A 19,702-nucleotide genomic window follows, 5' to 3' on the forward strand; every position below is an offset into this window, starting at 1 on the left:
CCTTCCCCTTCACGCCTGATCCGGCCAGGTGATCTCGTCGAAGCCGCGGTGCAGATAGCCGCCAAGTTCGGCGGAGGCACCCTCATAGCCATAGATCTTCCAGACATCCGGGTTGTTGTAGATGCCAGTGACGCATTCACCGCGCACGGTCTGGAAGAAGGGGGTGGTGTCGATCGCCTTCAATGCAGCCTCCCGCGCATCGGCGTCGAGATCGTCCCATTTTCCGGCCTTCAGTTCCGCAGCACCGGCCTGCAGCAACGTCTTCAACGCTGGATCCTTGACCGCTTTTTCGTCGAGGCTGGCCACGACCTTCGCGTAGATCGCATCGTCGAGCTTTTCATGCGGGTAGAGCGCGCGGGTCATTTCGACCAGGGTTGCAGCCTCTGCCGTGGTAATGGCCTGCGGTGAAATCGCCCAGGCGGCATTCGGCCCGATCAGGATGCCGCCGGCGGTGGCGAACATGGCCGATCCCGCGACGATCGCGGATGTGCCGGCAAGGAACCGCCGGCGGTTGAGATTGGTCTTCGATTTGGCTGGCCTCATTTTTCCCTCCCAAGGGTTGATGCCGCGTTTTCGCGGTCATTCGTCAATCGGCGTGGCTATGATGCTGGATGTGGCTGCTCCGTCAGCGATAGCGTCCATGGCGCTGCAGAACCTCGATCTTGTATCCATCGGGATCGAGCACGAAAAAGAACTTGGCCATCAAGGCGCCCTCGCGGTGGAATTCCTTGATCGGCAGTGGATTGAGATTCATGTCGCTGAAGCGCTGGTGTTCGCGCTCAAGATTGTCGACCGCGACCGCGACATGACCGTAGCCATCGCCATGGGTATAGGGCTCGACGCGGCCCTTGTTCCAGGTCAGCTCGATCTCGAAATCGTTTTCCGGATTGCGCAGATAGACCAGCGAAAAGTCATCGAAATCATAGCGGTCTGCCGGCCTCAGCGCGAAGGCGCGGTCGTAGAAGGACAAGGCCGCGTCGAGATCGCGGACCCTGATCATGGTGTGAATTGCTTTGGCCATCCATGCCTCGGTCGTGAGTGATGACCGAAAGTCTAGGACCGCCTTTGAGCCGCTGGGTGTTAACCGATTACTGCGCGTGCAAGGTCACGACGCGACGGCGCGCAACTCCTTTTCGACCGCCATGTGACTGGTACCAGCCGCCCCAATTTCGGTCGTTCCGATACCCAGGTTCTGCTTGGCCTGGGCAACTGGCTGATGCCCTGCTGGCGCTCGATGTGCACAGCGCAGGTGACGCGCAGCAATGAGGTAAAATTGCCGACCTCGCCACGCCGCTCCAGTACTTCGCCATACAGCGTACTGATGAACCGCGGGGTCGACATGCCCTCCTGCTCGGCAATCTGGTCCAGGATCGACCAGAACAGCGCTTCAAGCCTGATGCTGGTGCTGAAGCCGTCCAAGCGGACCGAGCGGGTAACTGAACTGTAGATATCTGGATCCTGGCTGGCAAAGACCTGGCACATGGCGTTCCTCCCGTTTGAGCCTGCTTACCGATCGCCAATGTCGCAAAATCGTGCCATCAGCGCGGACCGTTCTGGGCGATGACAGGTTGCTGCCCGTCGCCTGCGGTGCTTATGAGCGAATCCAACTGTAAACACGTTGCCGGGCAGTGCAATCGCTTACTCCAGGTTCGGGCCGGTCGCCGCGGCAATCGGGGGCAAAACAAACGGTTTTTGGGTCATGATGCCTGACCTGCCTCATTTGCTTGATTTGCGGCCGCAGGATCGATAAGCAGCATCCGGCGGGACGGAAGGGTGGCCGAGTGGTTTAAGGCTCCAGTCTTGAAAACTGGCGTGGGTGTAAGCTCACCGTGGGTTCGAATCCCACCCCTTCCGCCAATCCACGCCGCCAATGGCGAGACTCTGCGATGAATTGGGGGGCAGAATGGCACGCTGGGTCCTTGCCTTCATGGCCCTCCTTATCGCGTCGACGATCCGCCCGGCCATCGCGGACCCGGCATTCGCTTTGCCAGCTGCCTGCGCCCTCGGCAAAGACTGTTTCGTCCAGAACTATGTCGACATGGATGCCACGCCGGCGGCTGCCGATTTTTCCTGCGGCGGGCTGACCTATGACGGGCATAAGGGGACGGATATCCGCCTAACGAACTATGTCGCGATGGAGCAAGGCGTCAATGTGCTGGCCGCGGCGCCCGGCACCGTGCTGCGGCTGCGCGATGGCATGGACGATGTCAGCGTGCGCGACACCGGGGCCGACGCGGTCAAGGATCGCATGGCCGGAAACTCGGTGATCGTCGATCACGGCGACGGCTGGGTCACTCAGTACGCCCATCTGAAGAAGGGTAGTATCTCGGTTGTGCCAGGACAGCAAGTCGCAACGGGGGACAGGCTCGGGCAAATCGGCCTTTCAGGTCATACCGAGTTTCCGCATCTTCATTTCGAGGTACGTCACAAAGACCAATCGGTTGACCCCTTCACGGGGGATGAGATGGGTGCGGGGTGCGGTGTCACCGGAGAGGCGCTTTGGCAACCCGCCCTCACCTATCAGCCGAGCGGCCTGCTGACACTGGGCTTTTCGACCGAGAAACCGGATGCGGAAGCAGCTCGCCACGGCGCCTATGACGCGGCCATGCCAACCGCAGAGAGTGGCGCGCTGGTGTTCTGGGCCGATTTCTTTGGACTGCAACAGGGCGATGAACTCGTGCAACAGCTCGTCGGACCAGATGGCGCCATATTGTCCGAAAATCGCCAAACTGCGGTCAAATCCAAGGTGCAGTTCTTTTCCTTTGTGGGCCTCAAGAAACCAGGGGCAGGCTGGCGGCCAGGCACGTATCGCGGAACCCTGCGCCTGCTGCGTGGCAACGCGGCGGGGAGCAAGCAGACGGCTGAAATCAGTATCCCCTGAGGTGCCGTGCTACTTCTGCTTATCCGACGAGGTTCCGCCACCAACTTCACGCGCGGAAATTTCCGCCGTCACCCAGTTGCGCAGGACCGCGACCGCGGGCCTTGATTCAGTCCCCACTGGATAGACCAGATCGTAGTGCAGTCCTTCCAGGATCGGTCCGAAGGGTTGCACCAGGGCGCCGCTGGCGAGTTCCGCGGCAACGAGCGACAGGCTGAGAAGGGCTACGCCCTGCCCGGCTATGGCGGCCTGGATGGCGCTGTTTTCGTCATTGAAGGTAATCCCCGCGGCTGGATCCAGCCCCGGAAGAGCGACGCGCTCTTGCCAGGCCGACCAGGTCGGTACGCTGGTTTTGGTTGCCATCGGACCCCATTCGAAATGAATGAGCGTTGCCGCGCGGAGATCAGATGGTTGCCCTATGCCGAGATGCGGACTGCAGACCGGCGCAAAGCTGTCGCTGAGCAATGGCAGAGATGTGAGGCCCGGGTAGCGCCCTTGGCCATAGCGGACTGCGGCATCCGCTTCGCCAGCCTGGAGATCGACCGCGTCATCGGACGCATGCAGCCGCAAATCCCAACCGGGATTGAGGGCGCGGAAACGGGCGGCGCGCGGCACCAGGATCTTGGCAGTGAACGCCACCGTGGCGGATAGTGTCGCAACCTGTCGACGCTGCGGCCGCTTGGTCGCAGCGACGGCTGCTGCCATGCCGTCGAACGCCTGCCGCATGGCCGGATAGAGCGCCCTCCCCGCTTCCGTCAGCACGACCTTCCGGGTCTGGCGCGAAAACAGCGCTATGCCGAGGTTCTCTTCCAATTGACGTATCTGATGGCTGATGGCGGTCGGTGTCACGCCAAGTTCGGCCGCCGCGCGCTTGAAACTCTCCTGGCGTGCGGCGGCCTCAAAAGCGCGCAGGGCCCCTAGTGGTGGCAGGTCACGCATCAGGATTCGCTTATGACTAACTTTGATTCATTCATCGGTTGAGAAGTTCGCGTTTGTAAGCTGCTACGTCAAGGAGATATCTGGCTAAGACATACCTGAACAGAATTGATGCTATAGGAGCAGATTATGGCCTGGATCTATCTCGGTGCGGCGGCGGTGTTTGAAGTCATTTTTGCCCTCAGCATGAAATATGCGGAGGGCTTCACACGGGTTGGACCGACAATCGTCACGGCCCTTTCAGTTGTTGGTGGGATAGGTTTCCTGACACTGGCGATGAAGACGCTTCCCGTGAGCGTGGCCTATCCGATCTGGACAGCCGTGGGCACTCTTGGCACCGTATTGCTCGGTTTCGTGCTGCTCAACGAGGCGTTGACAGTGGCAAAGATGGTCTGCGCTCTTGCTATCATCGGCGGTGTTGCCGGTCTGAAACTTACCACAGCCTAGGCGCGACCAACGGCAATCGCTAAGCTCGCCCGGGAGATACTGGCTGGAAGAGCATCGTGATGCCGTGGACGACGCTGAAGCCCAATTGTTTAGGTAGTTTAGCCGAGGCGCTGCCTTACTACCGGACCCTTGGCTGTCGCAAGATGGCGGAAGGCTATGAAACGATGCTGGCGAAGGGCGGTGGTACCATACCGCAAAAGAACCAGCTGGACCTTGCTGGGTTTGTCGCAGCCATTCCGCACTTAGCCTTGGTCGCCGTCACCAAAGCCCGATTTGTGCATTTACCGTCTAGCTGGTGAAAGGTTGAAGGAACGGGTTGGCTTCAATGTAAAGGGCCGAAACTACTACGACTTCGTGCCGTCGGAACGGCGCGTATCCGCCGCCAGAGCGATGCATATGGTGATCGAGACGCCCTGCGCTTTCCGTGCGGAGATCCGGCAGACCTATTCCGGCGGGCATGGCTTGGTCATTGAGGCCACAGGTTTCCCGCTGCAGTCAGAAGAGCCAGGTGTCGACGGGTTCATCCTGTTTGCCGATCAGGCGATTGAACCGGATATGAGATTCCATGATGGCCATCCGCAACTGGTGGATGCCAATGTCATTCGGCGCGACCTGATCGATCTTGGCAGCGGCATCGACCAGACCTTTGAGGATATCGTTCAGATTGCCTGAGATACGCTGGGCAGGATCCTGCTGAGCGGGACTTCCACGTGCAGATCCAGGAACTTGTGCCAAAAGGGATTGCCATCACTGGATAGGAAGATGGCGCCGAATACTCCGGTCGGCCGCCGGCCATCCTCGGAAATCGGCAGATTCAGCCGCGCGTAACACAGGAAGTCCTTTGTGTACGATGTCATGTGATCGTGGCTATAGGCCACGATTCCTTCAGCAACGATGCGATGAATCTCGGCACTGGTACGATTGAACTCCTCAAAACGTTCCGGCTGCACGTGCCGCTGCCGGATCTCGCCTCGTGTCAAACCACCAGGCTCGAAGCCGAAGGCCCGCACAATGTGACTGCCGGCGAGGCGATAACGCAGATCGTCAGGTGTTGCCCCAACTTCGAGAATATAGAGGTTGGACAACATCGTGCGGAGCTCGATTGGGTCGATATCCCGCCGCCTCGGGATAGATCCGCCGGCGGAAAGGCTCAACCAATAGCGAAAGAGGGTCCTGAGAGCCGGATGCAGGATAAAGGAGTCGTCGACAGCGCCCATGGCAGCGGCGCTTTATGGAAGGTCGCAGAGGAGGATCATGCAATGGCAGCTTTTCAACTATTCAGCATTGGACCCCACCTTACGCGTAACGCGCCGACACGCAAAAGCTCATCTCACCAACTCATTAAACTGCCTTTGCGGCCAGATGACGCACTTTCTGTCCTGCCTTTCGCTGATTCCAGAGTCGGTCGGCCGCAAACTTCAGTGGAATAAGGGCGCCACTCGCCAGCAAGATCCACCAGGCGGGACGAATGTGACGCCAGTCAAAAGTTGCCTTCCAGATGCGCTCGCCGCCGATGCTCGTTGCAAACTCATACCAGGCTGCTTCGCCCAGCAAGGTCAGCCCAGCCGAAGCGACGGCGAGGCCGCCCAATTGCCAGAGCGACAAGGCGCGTTCGCTGTTCCAACGATAGGCCAAGCGGTAGAGCATCAGCCAAAGGAACAGGCCGCTCATCAGGACCGGTTCACTGACATTGATTTTCGATTGCATGAAGAAGTGCGCTAGACCCAGCATCGTCAGCGGATAAACAAGGTAGTGCAGGCGCTGCCATTTCTTGCCACCCAAGCGCCGCATCGCGCTGTCGGTTGAGGTCAGCGACAGGACGAGGAGTCCCAGCAGCGCCACGAAACCAATGGTGAGGTAAATGCGGAGCAGGATTTCGCTCGCAACGAAGACCAGGCGATAGTTCTGCTGCACGATGTAGAGAATAAAATGAATGGCCACATAGGCGAAAGCGGCGACGCCGATCATGCGCCGAAGCATCACCAGGCGCGGCCAGCTGCCGATACGGCGCAAGGGTGTGATGGAGAGCGTGATGAGCAGAAAGCGGATCGACCACAGGCCGATGAGATGCAGGGCCGCCGTTACCGGTATGGCATTGGTACCGCCGACGACATTGCCAAGGGGACTGGGTGCGGGCGACAGGTTTGGCTGACCGAAAGCCCAGGTAAACGCCGCCCAGACACCCGGCAGCAGGATGCCGATGAAGACGCTCATCTTCAGCCAGGAAAGTTGGCCGGAACGGTCGAGCCATGGATACAAGATCTGCTCCCTTGCCGCCGCGCGGGCCGGCTTCGTTGCGAATAGTCTATGCCACCCATTCGCGGACGCGTCAGTCAGTGTTACGTGTCTCGGGTGCCGCCGGGCGTGCGGTGGTCGCCAAATCTTCCGGCCAAGCTGGGAAAACAGCAAAATATTCCAATAGAACAGTCGGTTGACAAGAAATCTGGGGCGGCGCACAACAATTGCCCCAACGATCACCTAGCGCAGTCCAGCATGAATCCGATATTCGCCCAGACCGCCACCAGCGTTTTTGAGACCATGTCTCGCCTGGCGCGGCAGCATGACGCCGTCAATCTGGGCCAGGGGTTTCCCGACGATCCGGGGCCGCAGGATGTCCGGCAGAAGGCGGCAGACGCGGTGATGACCGGCTGGAATCAGTACCCGCCAATGATGGGCATTCCCGAATTGCGCCAGTCGATTGCACGGCACTACAAGCGCTTCCACCAATTGGACCTCGATTGGGAAAACGAGGTGATGGTGACCTCGGGCGCCACCGAGGCCCTGGCCGGCGCCCTCCTGGCCCTCATCGAACCCGGCGACGAGGTTGTGCTGTTCCAGCCGATGTACGACGCCTATCTGCCGCTGGTGAAACGTGCCGGTGGGATCCCCCGCTTCGTCACCCTGCGGCCACCACATTGGCGGATCGACGAGGACCAACTGCGTTCGGTTTTCAACAAGAAGACACGCGTGGTGCTGCTTAACAATCCCCTGAACCCGACGGGCTCCGTCTTCCTGCGCGAAGATCTCGACCTGCTGGCGCGCTATGTCGTCGCCCATGACAGTATCGTCGTCTGCGACGAGGTGGAGCATGTGCTGTTCGACAATGTCGAACATTCGCCCCTGCTCACCTGCCGAGCCTGCGCGACCGCGTCGTCAAGATCGGGTCGGCCGGCAAGATCTTTTCGCTGACCGGCTGGAAAGTAGGGTTTGTCTGCGCAGCGCCGGCGATCCTCCGGGTGCTGGCGAAGGCGCACCAGTACATCACTTTCACGACGCCGCCCAACCTGCAGGCGGCGGTGGCCTATGGCCTCGACAAGGAGGATTCCTATTTCATGGGGTCGCGGCGCGACTTCCAGGCGGCACGGGATCGATTTGCCGGCGGCCTGGAACGACTGGGATTGTCGGTGCTGCCCTCCTCGGCCACCTATTTCCTCAATGTCGATCTCACCAAGGGGCGCTTCAAGGGCATGACCGACAATGCCTTCAGCACGAGGCTGGTTGTCCGCTTTGGCCCCTGGAAGCTGGCGCAACTCGGGCGCCGGCCACAGGACCCGATGACGCTCACCGGCCATGTGTTTGTGGATCGCACCGAGGCCGAATGGGTCGTCTTCAAACTGCGCTGGCAGCGCCTCACGGGCCAGGAACTCCCCCTGGAATGATCGCAACATGTTGAAGATTGTCGGTTATACGGATCGCCCTTCGGTGCGGCCCGGCGAAAGGCTCGACTTCAAGGTGTCGTGCGAAGGTGGCGCCACGTCCTTCGATGCGCGCATCGTGCGCCTCATCTGCGGTGATGACGGCCCGATCAGCCCCGGTTACAAGACTTCACCGGTAGAGGCGAAGGTCAATGCCACCTATCCGGGGCGTCAGCAGAAGATCGATCTCGGCTCCTATCTGATGACCACCAAGCCAGTCACCTTGCTGGCTTCCGCCGGCTTTACCCTGGCGGCCATCGTGCAAGGGCATTGGGTCGACAAGGAAGCGCCACAGACAGTGCTGGCCTGCCATGACCTGAGCAACGCCGGTTCCTCGCGCGGCGTGGCATTGGGTCTCGATCGTCAGGGGGCCGGCGCGGTCACCGTGGGCGATGGGCGCGGGCAGATCACGCTCGGCACCGGCAAACCCCTATTGCCGAAACGCTGGTACCTGCTGGCGGCGAGCTATGATGCCGCCGACCGGCGCCTGATCGTCATCCAGCGTCCGCTCGACCGGCAATTCGGAGAACCGGAGATCAGCGACGGATCCGCCGTGATCCCGTTCAATCTCCCCGACATGACGGCCGCCACGGTGACGATCGGCGCCGGCCTGCAGCCGGGCCTTCACGACCGCCGCCAGTCGCAGCATCATTTCGATGGCAAGATCGAAGCCCCCGCGATCTATACCGGCTATCTCGATCCGGCGAAGATCACGCATCCAAGCTGGGCGCCCAGCCCCTGTATCGCGCGCTGGGATTTCAGCCGCGACATGGCATCGAAGAGCGTCAAGGACCAGAGCGGCAACGGGTTCGACGGGATACTCGTCAATCTGCCGCATCGCGCAGTCACCGCTTCCAACTGGCATAGCGAGACGACCAACTGGCGCGAGCGGCCGGAGCTTTACGGCGCCATCCATTTCCATTGCGACGATCTCTATGACATGGGCTGGGCCACGGATTTCACCTGGGACCTGCCGAATGATCTTGCCAGTGGGATCTATGCCTGCGAGCTCACCACGCGGGACGGCGGCGAGGATATTCTGCCTTTCTTCGTGCTGCCGCCCAAAGGCAAGGTCACGGCCTCGGTCGCCTTGCTGGCCTCGACCTACACATATCTCGCTTATGCCAATTCGCATCACGGGTATGAGGATGCGCTGTCCGAGGTCTGTTACGGCGCCCTTCTCGAATTGGGACCGACCGAACAGTTTCTGAAAGAACGACGCGATTTCGGCGTTTCGCTGTATGACCGGCATCGCGATGGGTCGGGCAGCTGCTATTCGTCCTGGCTGCGGCCGATCCTCAACACAAGGCCCAAGCGTGCGATCTGGAATTTCAACGCCGATCTCCATATTACCGACTGGCTGCATGCGATCGGCCAGCCTTATGACATCATCACCGACGACCGCATCCACGTGGAAGGCGTCGATCTCCTCAAGAACTATCGCTGCGTCATTGCCGGGACCCATCCCGAGTATCACAGCACGCAGATGCTGGATGCGTTCGAGCGCTATCAGAAGGATGGCGGCCGGCTGATGTATCTGGGTGGCAATGGCTTCTACTGGCGCATCGCCACCAATCCGGAATGGCCGGCGGCGATCGAGTTGCGCCGGGGCGAAGCCGGCACACGTTGTTATGAACTGCCGCCGGGCGAACGCTATCATGCCTTCACCGGCGAGTTCGGTGGCCTGTGGCGCAGTCAGGGTCGCGCGCCGCAGAAGATGTTCGGCGTCGGTTTCGTGACTGAAGGGTTTGACGCCAGTTCCTACTACCTGCGCCTCGCTGACAGTTTCGACCCGCGCGCGGCCTTCATCTTCGAGGGCATCGGACCGCAGGATCGGATTGGCGATTTCGGCATCCTGGGCGGTGCAGCAGGGTTGGAACTCGATGCCAGTGACCCGGAGCTCGGAACCCCCGCTCACGCTCTGATCCTGGCAGCGTCGGTCGAGCACTCGAACGTCTATCTGCTGACGCCGGAGGAAATGCTGGCCGGCTTCCCGGGGCTGGATGCGATCGAGAACTCAAAATGCCGCGCCGAGTTGGTCTTCTTCGAGACGCCGTCCGGGGGCGCGGTCTTTTCGACCGGTTCAATCGGCTGGTCGAGTTCGCTGGCCCACAACAATTATGACAATAACGTGTCGCGCCTGACACTTAACGTCCTCCGCCGGTTCCTGGATCCGGAGACTTTCGCCTAGACTGCGCTTGTCAGCAGCCCTTCCCGCTGGGACAATGGTGGCATGCTGCTGGAGATCTTCGCCGATACCGTCTGCCCCTGGTGCTATATCGGAAAGCGCCGGCTGATGCGTGCCTTGGCTAACCGGCCGCAGCCGGGTCTTGTGATCCGCTGGCGCGCCTTCCAGCTCAATCCCGGCATGCCGATGGCCGGCATCGACCGCGCCCAGTACATGACGGCGAAGTTCGGCAGCCTGGAGCGGGCGCAGCGCGTGTTCGACAGCGTGGCCAGGGTCGGGCGCAATGAGGGGATCAACTTCTATTTCGATCATATCCAGCGCACACCCAACACACTGCGCTCACACCGCCTGTTGCAGGCGGCAGCGAAGATCGGCCGAGAGGGCCTCCTACTGGACCGACTATATGCCGCCTATTTCACCGAGGGCGTCGATATCGGCGATCCGGAGATGTTGATCGCGATGGCCGAGAAGATCGGCCTCCCCGCCGAAACGGCAAGGGCGGCGGTCGAGGGTATTCCGGAAATCGATATGGCACTCGCTGAAGATTTCCAGTCGCGGCGCTTAGGGATCACCGGGGTGCCCTACTTCATCTTCAACGGCCGGTTCGGCCTCTCGGGGGCGCAGGAACCGGAAGTTCTCTATTCCATGTTCGACCTTGCCAGAGAGGACGACAAGGAGCGGGTTGCGTCGTGAGTTACGTTAATACGAACAATGGCTGATGACGACCAATCCCGGATTTTAGCAAGAATGCGAGAAGCTCGAAGTAAAGCGCGAGGTTATGCTGACTTCTTTCAGTGGCCCAACCGCGATATAGAAGAACTTGGCGTTCTACAAGAGTTGGCAAAAACGCTTGAGAGTGTAGGAAGCAATTTCTTGTCCGGGCTGCGAAGCCGTGGCCGAGGGTTTGACCCGCCAGACTGCGAAGCCACAGACACGAGCGGAAGACGAGTAGCGGTAGAACTGACCGAACTGGTCGATCAAGCGGCTCTTGAAGCGACAGTGGCCAATCGTCGTAACGACCGCGAGGGCCAGCTTGACGCACCCTACTTCTGGGCAGAGTGGGACATCGGTAAATTTGAACGCGAAGTCGGCAAACGGTTAATCGGCAAGCACAACCGATTTGACCAACTTCAGGACGGCCCGTATCCAGGAGGATATGTGGTCGTTTTATACACGGACGAGCCTGCGCTTTCGAGGATTTTGGTCAAGGGCTATGCTGCCCAGGTCAATTTCGCCGGCGTCAGCTCGATCTCCCGAGCTTTCATAGTATTGTCCTATGACTCTGATATAGAAATGTATCCCGCTATCGAATTGGCAATCGTGAGATAAATTATCTGATCCAATCAGGCCGCCATGTCAGCTAGCTTGTCCATCAACTTCCGAACACCACTCACCCGTGCATCGGCATCGAGCCAATCCTGGCGGTAGACCAGTTTCTGGTCGGGGCGCACCGACATGATGTCGGAGCGTTTTGAGATGTAGTCGATGAGCCGGTCGGGTTTGGCGTAGCGGTTATTGCGGAATGAGAGCACCGCACCCTTCGGCCCCGCCTCGATGCGCTCGATACCGGCGCTGCGGCAGAGGCGCTTCACGGCCACGATCTTCAACAGATTTTCCACTTCGTTCGGCAGCGGACCGAAGCGGTCGATCATCTCAGCGGCGAAGGCTTCGGCTTCCTGGTCGTTTTCCAGGGTGGCGATGCGACGATATAGGCCGAGGCGCACCGAGAGGTCAGTGACATAGGCTTCCGGGATGAGGACCGACGTGCCGAGATTGATCTGCGGCGCCCATTCCTGCTTCTGCTGGGCGCGGAGATCGCCGCGGGCCTCGGCGACAGCGTCTTCCAGTAGCTGCTGGTACAGCTCGACGCCCACTTCGCGCACCTGGCCCGATTGTTCTTCGCCCAGCAGATTGCCAGCGCCGCGAATGTCGAGGTCGTGGCTGGCCAGGGTGAACCCAGCGCCCAACTGATCGAGCGTCTGCATGACGTCGAGGCGCTTCTGCGCCGTCTCGGTCAGGGTCTTGTTCGGTACCGTGGTGAGGTAGCAATAGCCACGGAGTTTGGAACGGCCGATGCGGCCCCGCAACTGGTAGAGCTGCGACAACCCCAGGATATCGGCGCGGTGGATGATCATCGTGTTGGCACTGGGAATATCCAGGCCGGATTCGATGATGTTGGTGGCGAGCAGCATGTCGTAGCTGCGGTCATAGAATGCCGTCATCGCCTTTTCGAGTGCCGTTGCCGACATCTGGCCATGGGCTGTGACGATCTTCACCTCCGGCACCAGCCTGCGCACGCGCTCGGCCACGGTTTCGAGATCCTCGATGCGCGGGCAGACATAGAAGATCTGGCCACCGCGGAACTGCTCGCGCAGGATCGCCTCGCGCACGACCACAGGATCGAAAGGCAGCACGAAGGTGCGCACTGCCAGACGATCGACCGGCGGGGTCGTGATGAGGCTCATCTCGCGGATGCCGGTCAGCGCCAGTTGCAGGGTACGCGGGATCGGGGTCGCGGTCAGGGTCAGTACATGGATGTCGCCGCGAAGTTCCTTGAGGCGCTCCTTCTGGCTGACGCCAAAGTGCTGTTCCTCGTCGACGATGAGGAGGCCGAGATCAGCAAACTCGACGGATTTTGCCAGCAATGAGTGAGTACCGATGACGATTTCGACACGGCCGTCCTTGAGATCGGCCTTGGTCTCCTTGGTTTCCTTGGCGCCGACCAGCCGTGACAGCTGGCGCACCCGCACCGGGAAGCCACGGAAGCGTTCGCTGAAGGTCTTGAAATGCTGGCGGCAGAGCAAGGTCGTGGGCGTCACGACCGCGACCTGCTTCCCGCTCATGGCCGCGACGAAGGCCGCGCGCAAAGCGACCTCCGTCTTGCCGAAGCCCACGTCGCCGCAGACCAGCCGCTCCATCGGTTTGCCGGCGGCAAGGTCGGTCAGCACATCGTCGATGGCGCGCTGCTGATCTTCGGTCTCGGCATAGGCGAAACGGGCACAGAATTCGTCGAACAGGCCGGCAGGCGCTGCCAATGGATCGCTCTCGCGGATGGCGCGCTGCGCTGCGACCTTCAGCAGATGCTGGGCGATATCCTTGATACGCTGCTTGACCCGCGCCTTGCGCGCCTGCCAGGCGGCGCCGCCCAGTTTGTCGAGTTCAACATGGGCGTCCTCGCCGCCATAGCGGGTGAGCACCTCGATATTCTCGACGGGAACATAGAGCTTGTCATTACCGGCATAGGTAAGGCGCAGGCAGTCATGTGGCGCGCCGCCGACATCCAGGGTCTCAAGGCCCTCATAGCGGCCGACACCGTGATCGACATGGACGATGAAGTCGCCGGCGCTGAAATTGGCGAGCTCGGCCAGAAAAGTTTCGGTCTTGCGCTTGCGGGTGACCGTGCGCGTGAGGCGATCGCCCAGGATATCCTGTTCGGTAACGACTAGCAGGCCCTCTGCGGTGTAACCCTGGTCCAGCCCCAGGACAGCACGGCCCAGCGTGTCGCGCGGATAGGCCATAAATTCGGCAAGACTGTCGACAGCGACCTGCTTATGCAGCCCGTGTTCATTCAGAAGATGGCCGATGCGCTCGACCGCGCCCTGGCTGAAGGCCGTGAGCAGCACACGCTTGCCGGCCTGCTGCTCGGCGCGGATGGCCTTGGCCGCCGCATCATAGACATTGATGTCCGGGTTGGTGCGGGCTTCGGCGAAGCTGAGGCCGGGCGCTCCCGTCGCGCGCAGATTGGTTTCGCTGCCGGTGCCGAAATGGTGGAAGGCGAAGATCGTGTGGCGACGGGCAAAGTTCTTCCAATCCGCATCGGTAAGATAGAGTTGGTCCGGCGGTAGCGGCTTGTAGGCGGTGCCGCCGGATTCCCGCTCGGCCCGCTGCAGGTCCCGGCGCGCGGCGTAGAAATCGGCGATCGTGTCGAGGCGTGCGCGCTTGGCGTCATCCGCCTGATGGTCGAGGGTGATGACCGCCTGCGGCAGATAGCTGTCGAGGGCCACCAACGGCGCCCCGAACAGCGGCAGCCAATGTTCCATACCGGGATAGTGTCGGCCGGCGCTGATAGCCTCGTAAAGTGGATCGTCGGAGCCGCTGGCGCCGAATGTCTCCCGGTATCCGGTGCGAAAGGCCTCGATTGCCGCCGGAGTCAGCGTGATTTCGTTGACCGGCTTGATCTCAAAGCGTTCGAGCTTCTCCTGGCTGCGCTGTGTAAGGGGGTCGAACTGCCGGATATCCTCGATTTCGTCGCCGAAGAAATCGACACGCAACGGCTGCGGCGTTCCCGGCGGATAGAGATCGACAATGCCGCCGCGCAGGGCGAATTCGCCTGATTCGGTGACGGTCGCATTGCGCAAATATCCGTTGCCAAGCAGGTAGGTCACGAGCGCGTCCTGCCCCAGGGCCTTGCCACGCACAAGATCGAAACCGGCATTCTTGAAGGCAGCCGCCGCAGGTACCTTTTGCAGCAGGGCTGCGACCGTCGTGACGACAATGGGCAAGGGCTGTCCGGTTGCACCGGCAGCAGCCAGCGTAGACAGGGTCTCGATACGCGCCGCCAGAATGTCTCGGTGCGGGGAGGAACGGTCATAGGGCAGGCAGTCCCAGGCCGGGAAGGCCAGGACCTCAAGCTCCGGCGCCACGAAGCGCAGGGCGTCGATCATCCGGCTCATGCGGAGATCGTCGCGCGCCACATGCAGCAGGCCGTTAAGCGAACGCGTCCGGGCAATGCCGGCGACCAGTTGGGCGTCGTGACCGTCGGGAACGCCGGCAACGTCCTGCCGACCGGCCGCGGCGGCATCCGCCGGGACGTCGAATGGCAATGGCTGGCGCATCAGGATTCCCCGAACCCCGAGAGCCGTTGGCGGCCGAATGCGACCAGACGGTCGGTCACCGGGCTCCGCAGCCGTTCGGGCAGGGTTTCGCGGCCGGACAGCCAGTCATAGATATCTGGATCGATTTCGCTCAAGAAGGCACTCAAATTCCGTAATTCGTCAGCGTTCATGGTGGGGAGATTGGCCTCGGCAAACGGCCCCAGAACCAGGTCAAGTTCCTTGGTCCCGCGATGGCGGCACTGGAACATCAGCCTTTTGCGCTGCCGCTCCACGTCATCCATGCCGATACCCTTCCCTCTTTTACGTTTGGCGCATAGAGTCCCCCCGTTTCCAGCAGCAGCCGGACCCGGAATCCCTTGCGACCGCAAATCCTTTACCCGCTCTTTGCCCCGGTGACCAGCCTGCCCGGTATCGGGCCCAGGCTCGGCAAGCTGTTCGAAAAATTGACCGGCCCCCATGTGGCGGGCTTGTTGTGGCATTTGCCGACCGGATTGCTCGACCGGCAGCAGGAACCGCCGATCGATACAGTGCTCGATGGTGCCACAGTGACCTTGAAGGTCCAGGTCACGATACACCTGCCCCCGCTGCGGCCGCGCCAGCCCTATCGGGTTTCCTGCGTCAACGACACGGGCGCCGTCGATCTGGTGTTCTTCAACCCACGGGTCGACTACATCCAAAGCCTGCTGCCGCCGGGCGAATGGCGAATCGTCTCCGGCCGGGTTGAGCGCTATGCCGGCACGCTCAACATGGTGCACCCCGACTACATCCTGCCGCCGGAACGCATAGGCGAGATCAAGCGGCTGGAGCCCACCTACGGCCTCACCGCTGGATTGACACCGCGGATCGTGCTGAAGGCCGTCGCCGCTGCCCTCGATCGCGCGCCGGACATGCCGGAATGGGTCGACGGCCATGTCATGAAGCGGCATCAATGGCCGAAATGGAAAGCCGCCCTCGAAGCTGTGCATAACCCAGCCGGGGCCGCCGACCTCGAACACGGTACGACGGCGCACCAGCGCCTCGCCTATGATGAATTGCTGGCAAGCCAGGTGGCGCTGGCTTTGGTGCGCCAGCATAACCGCCGCCTTGCCGGACGACCCTGTGTCGCGACCGGCGCCCTCACCTCGCGTGTCAAGGCGCGACTGCCCTATGACCTCACCGCCTCGCAGCGCCTGGCAATCGAGGAGATTGCCAATGACATGGCGTCACCTCAGCGCATGCTCCGGCTGCTGCAGGGTGATGTCGGCAGTGGCAAGACCGTGGTCGCGTTGTTCGCCATGCTGATCGCCGCCGAGGCCGGCGGCCAGGCTGCACTCCTGGCACCCACGGACCTTCTGGCGCGGCAGCATTTTGCAACACTTGAGCCATTGCTGCGCGCGGCGGGGCTCGAACTTCGCCTGTTGACCGGCCGCGACAAAGGCAAGACTCGCGACCGCATTCTGGCAGATCTTGCCTCGGGCGAAATCAAACTGGTCGTGGGCACCCATGCGCTGGTGCAGGAGAGCATCGTCTTCGACGATCTGCGCCTTGCTGTCGTTGATGAGCAGCATCGCTTTGGCGTGCAGCAGCGTTGCCCTCTCGGAGAAGGGCAAGGGCGTCGATCTCCTGGTGATGACGGCGACGCCGATCCCGCGCACCCTGACGCTGACCGCCTATGGCGATATCGACGTTTCGCGCCTGACCGAAAAACCACCGGGACGGCAACCGATCGATACCCGCATCATCCCGTTGGACCGATTGAGCGAGGTCGCGGAAGGACTGCGGCGCGCGACGGCACAAGGATCGCGCGTCTATTGGGTCTGTCCGCTGGTGGATGAATCGGAACTGATCGATCTGGCGGCAGCCACTGAGCGCCACGAGATGCTGAAGATGCTGTTCGGTGACCGGGTCGGGCTGGTTCACGGCCAACAGAAAGCCGCCGACCGGGACAAGACCATGGCCCAGTTCCAGGCCGGTGAGATCGACATTCTGGTCGCCACCACGGTCATCGAGGTCGGCGTCGACGTGCCGCAGGCGACCGTCATGGTGATCGAACACGCCGAGCGCTTTGGCCTGGCGCAGCTGCATCAGCTGCGCGGGCGGGTCGGACGTGGTTCGGGTAAGTCGAGCTGCCTGCTGCTCTACCAGACACCACTCAGCGAGACCGCCAAGGCGCGGCTCAACATCATGCGCGAGACCGAGGATGGTTTCCGCATCGCCGAGGAAGATTTGCGCCTGCGGGGTGCTGGGGAACTTCTTGGCACACGACAGAGCGGCTTGCCGGAATTTCATCTGGCCGATCTGGTCGCCCATGCCGATCTCATCCAGATCGCCCGCGATGACGCGCGGCTGGTGCTGGAGAAGGATCCGGAACTGGTCAGCGAGCGCGGCCTTGCCTTGCGCGTCCTCCTCTACCTCTTCGAGAAGGACGCGGTCGTCAAAACGATCCGATCAGGCTGAGGACTTCGGCTTCGCAACCGCCTTGCCGGGTGCCACGATACCGCCGGAGACCACCAGCTTGATGCCGTCTTCGACAGACATGTCGAGATAGATGACATCCCGGCGTGGCACAAAGATGAGATAGCCGGAGGTCGGGTTCGGCGTCGTCGGCACGAAGATGGTGAGCGCATCACCGCCGATCGCGGCTGCCACTTCCGGCGGCGTGGTGCCGGTGACGAAGCCCAGTGTCCAGGCGCCGGCACGCGGGAATTCAACCAGCACGGAATCGCGGAAGGCCGAGGATTGGTTGGCCAGCACCGTTTCGACGATCTGCTTAATGGCGCTGTAGATGCTGCGAATGATCGGCAAGCGATTGAGGATGCTCTCCATCAACTGACGCGTCAGGCGACCAAAGAGACCGGCCGTGACCGCGCCGATTGTCGTCAGCACGAGGAGGACGATGATGAGACCGATGCCCGGAATGGAGAACGGCAGATAGCGCTCCGGATTGTATTCCGGCGGCACCAAAGGCAGGACGGTCTGATCCACCCAGCTAATGAACAGCCAGGCGATGTATACAGTGAGACTGACCGGCGCCGTGATCAGGATGCCCGCTAGGAAATAGTTGCGCAGACGCACCCCGAGGCCCAAGCGGACCGGCCGCTTCAGCGTCAGGTCCTCGGGTGAAAGCGGCGGCGGTATTAAGTCGGGTCCCGGTTCTTGCGGGTTCTCCGGCTGGCTCATGGTCAAATGCACCTTTCAGTCACGACAATTCAGCCTATCAAATAGCACTGGCACCGCCGACGCAACTCCGGCAGAATCTGACTTGTTTAAAGGGCTTTTTCGGGGATATCGGCGCCCAAAATGGCAAAATTGGATTGGATCGAGGGGCTGGTGTGCTTCGCTGAGCGCAGCCAGATAAACTCCAACGTCATTGCCGGTGTCGAACAGGTATGGGAAACGTTGCGCGGCGAAAGAGCCTTCCCCGCGCGCGAAGAAATCGACCCGGTCGCATTCAGATCCTGGCTGCCCTACCTGTCTGTCATGGAACTGCACGATGGACCTTTCCGCGTACTCTACCGCCTGATCGGGACCGAGGTCGCGCGATTTGCGGGTGAGGATTTTTCCGGGAAGTGGCTGCACGAGACGGGATGGAGCGACAAGCATCAGGCGCTGAACCTCATACTTTATGAGCGTCTGTTCAGGACACGACAACCCGTCTACGGCTTTTCACGCGTCGACTGGCAGGGCAGTTCAGAGTACACGTTTCAGTGGGCCTTGCTTCCGCTCGGCGACCGAGTTGGTGCGGTCTCGCATTGCCTGAGCGTCGATGACTTTTCCCACATCGCCCCGCCCAGCGGCCTTCTGCGAGAGTCCGAGGCGAGCAATAGCCAAGACCGCCCATCCGACCACCATGAGAAGAGCTGACAAATGATCGAGAAAATGTTGCGTACATTTCGGCAAGCTGGCTTTGCATCCTGCCTCATGGCGTTGCTTGCCGTTGCCGCGTCGGGAGCCAACGCCCAGGGTACCAGTGAAATCGATCCCGGCTCCGCCGCCTTCATGCATGGTGACTTTGCTTTGGCGATGCAGGAATGGTCGCGAAAGGCGCAGGCTGGCGACGCAGAAGCGATGAACAATGTCGGCATCCTTTACAACAAGGGGCTCGGCGTCGATCGTGATGCGGCCTTGGCGGCGACCTGGTATCGGCGCGCCGCTGAACTTGGTTTTGCAAATGCCCAGTTCAATCTCGCCAACCTGCTTTACTCCGGCGATGGCGTAGAGCGCGACCTCAAGCAATCCGCCGCCTGGTATCATGAAGCGGGCAGGCGCGGCCATCTCGGTGCGCAATACTTCCTTGGCCTCATGTACGCCGACGGCGAAGGTGTCCCAGAGGACAAGATGGAAGCTCTGAAGTGGATCGTCAAAGCCGCGGACGGTGGCAATGCCGCGGCCCAATATGAAGTGGGCCGCATGCTGGTCGGCGGTGATGGATTGCAGGCGGATCCGGTCAAAGGTGCCGAATACACACTCAAATCCGCCCATGCCGGCAATTCCAAGGCATCGCTGCTGATGGCCCAGCTTTATGCCGCGGGTACTGGCACCGAGCAGAATGATCTCGAAGCCTACGTCTGGGCCCGCATCGCGGCGGACCGACTGAAACCGGGACAGGATTCCAGGAAAGCCCATGCGCTGATCGAGGAACTGGAATCGCGCATGGAAGAAGGCGCCATCAAGGCCGCGGAACGAGTGATCGAGATCCGCAATCCCAAACCCGACGCGGAAGAGCAGCCGCCAGCACCGTGAT

The 19,702-nt window shown here is 61.2% G+C and carries 18 protein-coding genes, 1 tRNA gene and 2 pseudogenes; 12 read left to right on the forward strand and 9 right to left on the reverse strand.

The annotated features are described in order from the left end of the window. Positions 1–9: 9 nt before the first annotated feature. The 3 genes from IPK59_02865 to IPK59_02875 form a co-directional block, all read right to left on the reverse strand. Entirely contained in the window at positions 10–543 is a 534-nt protein-coding gene (locus IPK59_02865) for a gluconate 2-dehydrogenase subunit 3 family protein (GenBank protein MBK8157764.1), read from the reverse strand. Positions 544–625: 82 nt separating this feature from the next. Continuing rightward, the gene (locus IPK59_02870) at positions 626–1,021 is read right to left on the reverse strand and encodes a VOC family protein (protein MBK8157765.1); all 396 of its coding nucleotides are present in this window, start codon (positions 1,019–1,021) and stop codon (positions 626–628) included. Between the two features lie 59 nt (positions 1,022–1,080). Further along, a complete protein-coding gene (locus tag IPK59_02875) occupies positions 1,081–1,482 on the reverse strand; it encodes a ribbon-helix-helix domain-containing protein (protein MBK8157766.1) in 402 nt (133 codons plus the stop codon). Between the two features lie 285 nt (positions 1,483–1,767). On the opposite strand from IPK59_02875, the gene IPK59_02880 reads away from it, so the two are divergent. Both IPK59_02880 and IPK59_02885 read left to right on the forward strand, forming a co-directional pair. Further along, positions 1,768–1,857 (forward strand) — tRNA-Ser (locus tag IPK59_02880). A gap of 46 nt (positions 1,858–1,903) precedes the next feature. After that, positions 1,904–2,881 carry a M23 family metallopeptidase gene (locus IPK59_02885; GenBank protein MBK8157767.1) on the forward strand — a complete coding sequence of 326 codons (978 nt, stop codon included), beginning with the start codon at positions 1,904–1,906 and terminating at the stop codon, positions 2,879–2,881. Between the two features lie 9 nt (positions 2,882–2,890). Here the strand turns inward: IPK59_02885 and IPK59_02890 are convergent, their stop codons facing one another. Beyond that, complete coding sequence (locus IPK59_02890; GenBank protein ID MBK8157768.1) at positions 2,891–3,817, reverse strand: LysR family transcriptional regulator; 927 nt, start codon at positions 3,815–3,817, stop codon at positions 2,891–2,893. Between the two features lie 126 nt (positions 3,818–3,943). On the opposite strand from IPK59_02890, the gene IPK59_02895 reads away from it, so the two are divergent. The 3 genes from IPK59_02895 to IPK59_02905 are packed head-to-tail and all read left to right on the forward strand — an operon-like array spanning position 3,944 to position 4,933. Further along, positions 3,944–4,261 carry a multidrug efflux SMR transporter gene (locus IPK59_02895; protein MBK8157769.1) on the forward strand — a complete coding sequence of 106 codons (318 nt, stop codon included), beginning with the start codon at positions 3,944–3,946 and terminating at the stop codon, positions 4,259–4,261. A 59-nt stretch (positions 4,262–4,320) separates the two neighbouring features. Next, on the forward strand, positions 4,321–4,560 hold the full coding sequence (locus tag IPK59_02900; protein MBK8157770.1) for a hypothetical protein: 240 nt from the start codon (positions 4,321–4,323) through the stop codon (positions 4,558–4,560). Between the two features lie 4 nt (positions 4,561–4,564). Beyond that, positions 4,565–4,933 (forward strand): hypothetical protein, encoded by a 369-nt coding sequence (locus tag IPK59_02905; GenBank protein ID MBK8157771.1) that lies wholly within the window; start codon positions 4,565–4,567, stop codon positions 4,931–4,933. Here the strand turns inward: IPK59_02905 and IPK59_02910 are convergent. Both IPK59_02910 and IPK59_02915 read right to left on the reverse strand, forming a co-directional pair. Further along, positions 4,921–5,478, reverse strand: coding sequence for a PAS domain-containing protein (locus IPK59_02910; protein ID MBK8157772.1), 558 nt, complete (start codon positions 5,476–5,478; stop codon positions 4,921–4,923). The two genes, IPK59_02905 and IPK59_02910, sit on opposite strands and share 13 nt — an antisense overlap. A gap of 124 nt (positions 5,479–5,602) precedes the next feature. Further along, positions 5,603–6,520 (reverse strand): ferric reductase-like transmembrane domain-containing protein, encoded by a 918-nt coding sequence (locus IPK59_02915; GenBank protein ID MBK8157773.1) that lies wholly within the window; start codon positions 6,518–6,520, stop codon positions 5,603–5,605. A 234-nt stretch (positions 6,521–6,754) separates the two neighbouring features. Here IPK59_02915 and IPK59_02920 point away from each other — a divergent pair. The 4 genes and pseudogenes from IPK59_02920 (at position 6,755) to IPK59_02935 (ending at position 11,473) form a co-directional block, all read left to right on the forward strand. Continuing rightward, positions 6,755–7,920 (forward strand): annotated as a pseudogene (locus tag IPK59_02920) (aminotransferase). A gap of 7 nt (positions 7,921–7,927) precedes the next feature. Next, entirely contained in the window at positions 7,928–10,147 is a 2,220-nt protein-coding gene (locus IPK59_02925; protein ID MBK8157774.1) for a N,N-dimethylformamidase, read from the forward strand. A 42-nt stretch (positions 10,148–10,189) separates the two neighbouring features. Then, a complete protein-coding gene (locus IPK59_02930) occupies positions 10,190–10,837 on the forward strand; it encodes a DsbA family oxidoreductase (GenBank protein ID MBK8157775.1) in 648 nt (215 codons plus the stop codon). Between the two features lie 18 nt (positions 10,838–10,855). Continuing rightward, positions 10,856–11,473 (forward strand): hypothetical protein, encoded by a 618-nt coding sequence (locus IPK59_02935; GenBank protein MBK8157776.1) that lies wholly within the window; start codon positions 10,856–10,858, stop codon positions 11,471–11,473. 14 nt (positions 11,474–11,487) lie between these two features. On the opposite strand, the gene mfd is transcribed toward IPK59_02935, so the two are convergent. Together mfd and IPK59_02945 are read right to left on the reverse strand one after the other, a co-directional pair. After that, the gene (gene mfd / locus IPK59_02940) at positions 11,488–14,979 is read right to left on the reverse strand and encodes a transcription-repair coupling factor (GenBank protein MBK8157777.1); all 3,492 of its coding nucleotides are present in this window, start codon (positions 14,977–14,979) and stop codon (positions 11,488–11,490) included. Beyond that, positions 14,979–15,260, reverse strand: a complete 282-nt coding sequence (locus tag IPK59_02945; protein ID MBK8157778.1) for a succinate dehydrogenase assembly factor 2 — start codon at positions 15,258–15,260, stop codon at positions 14,979–14,981. Before IPK59_02945 ends, mfd begins: the two co-directional genes overlap by 1 nt. 75 nt (positions 15,261–15,335) lie before the next feature. On the opposite strand from IPK59_02945, the pseudogene recG reads away from it, so the two are divergent. Beyond that, positions 15,336–17,415: pseudogene (recG, locus tag IPK59_02950) on the forward strand (ATP-dependent DNA helicase RecG). Here the strand turns inward: recG and IPK59_02955 are convergent. After that, a complete protein-coding gene (locus tag IPK59_02955; GenBank protein MBK8157779.1) occupies positions 17,407–18,138 on the reverse strand; it encodes a DUF502 domain-containing protein in 732 nt (243 codons plus the stop codon). The pseudogene recG and the gene IPK59_02955 overlap by 9 nt on opposite strands. Before the next feature lie 120 nt (positions 18,139–18,258). Here IPK59_02955 and IPK59_02960 point away from each other — a divergent pair, with 120 nt between their 5' ends. Continuing rightward, entirely contained in the window at positions 18,259–18,822 is a 564-nt protein-coding gene (locus IPK59_02960) for a PAS domain-containing protein (GenBank protein MBK8157780.1), read from the forward strand. Positions 18,823–18,837: 15 nt separating this feature from the next. After that, complete coding sequence (locus tag IPK59_02965; protein ID MBK8157781.1) at positions 18,838–19,701, forward strand: sel1 repeat family protein; 864 nt, start codon at positions 18,838–18,840, stop codon at positions 19,699–19,701. Position 19,702 lies beyond the last annotated feature (1 nt).

This window comes from Rhodospirillaceae bacterium (assembly GCA_016712715.1).
Lineage (GTDB): Bacteria > Pseudomonadota > Alphaproteobacteria > Dongiales > Dongiaceae > Dongia.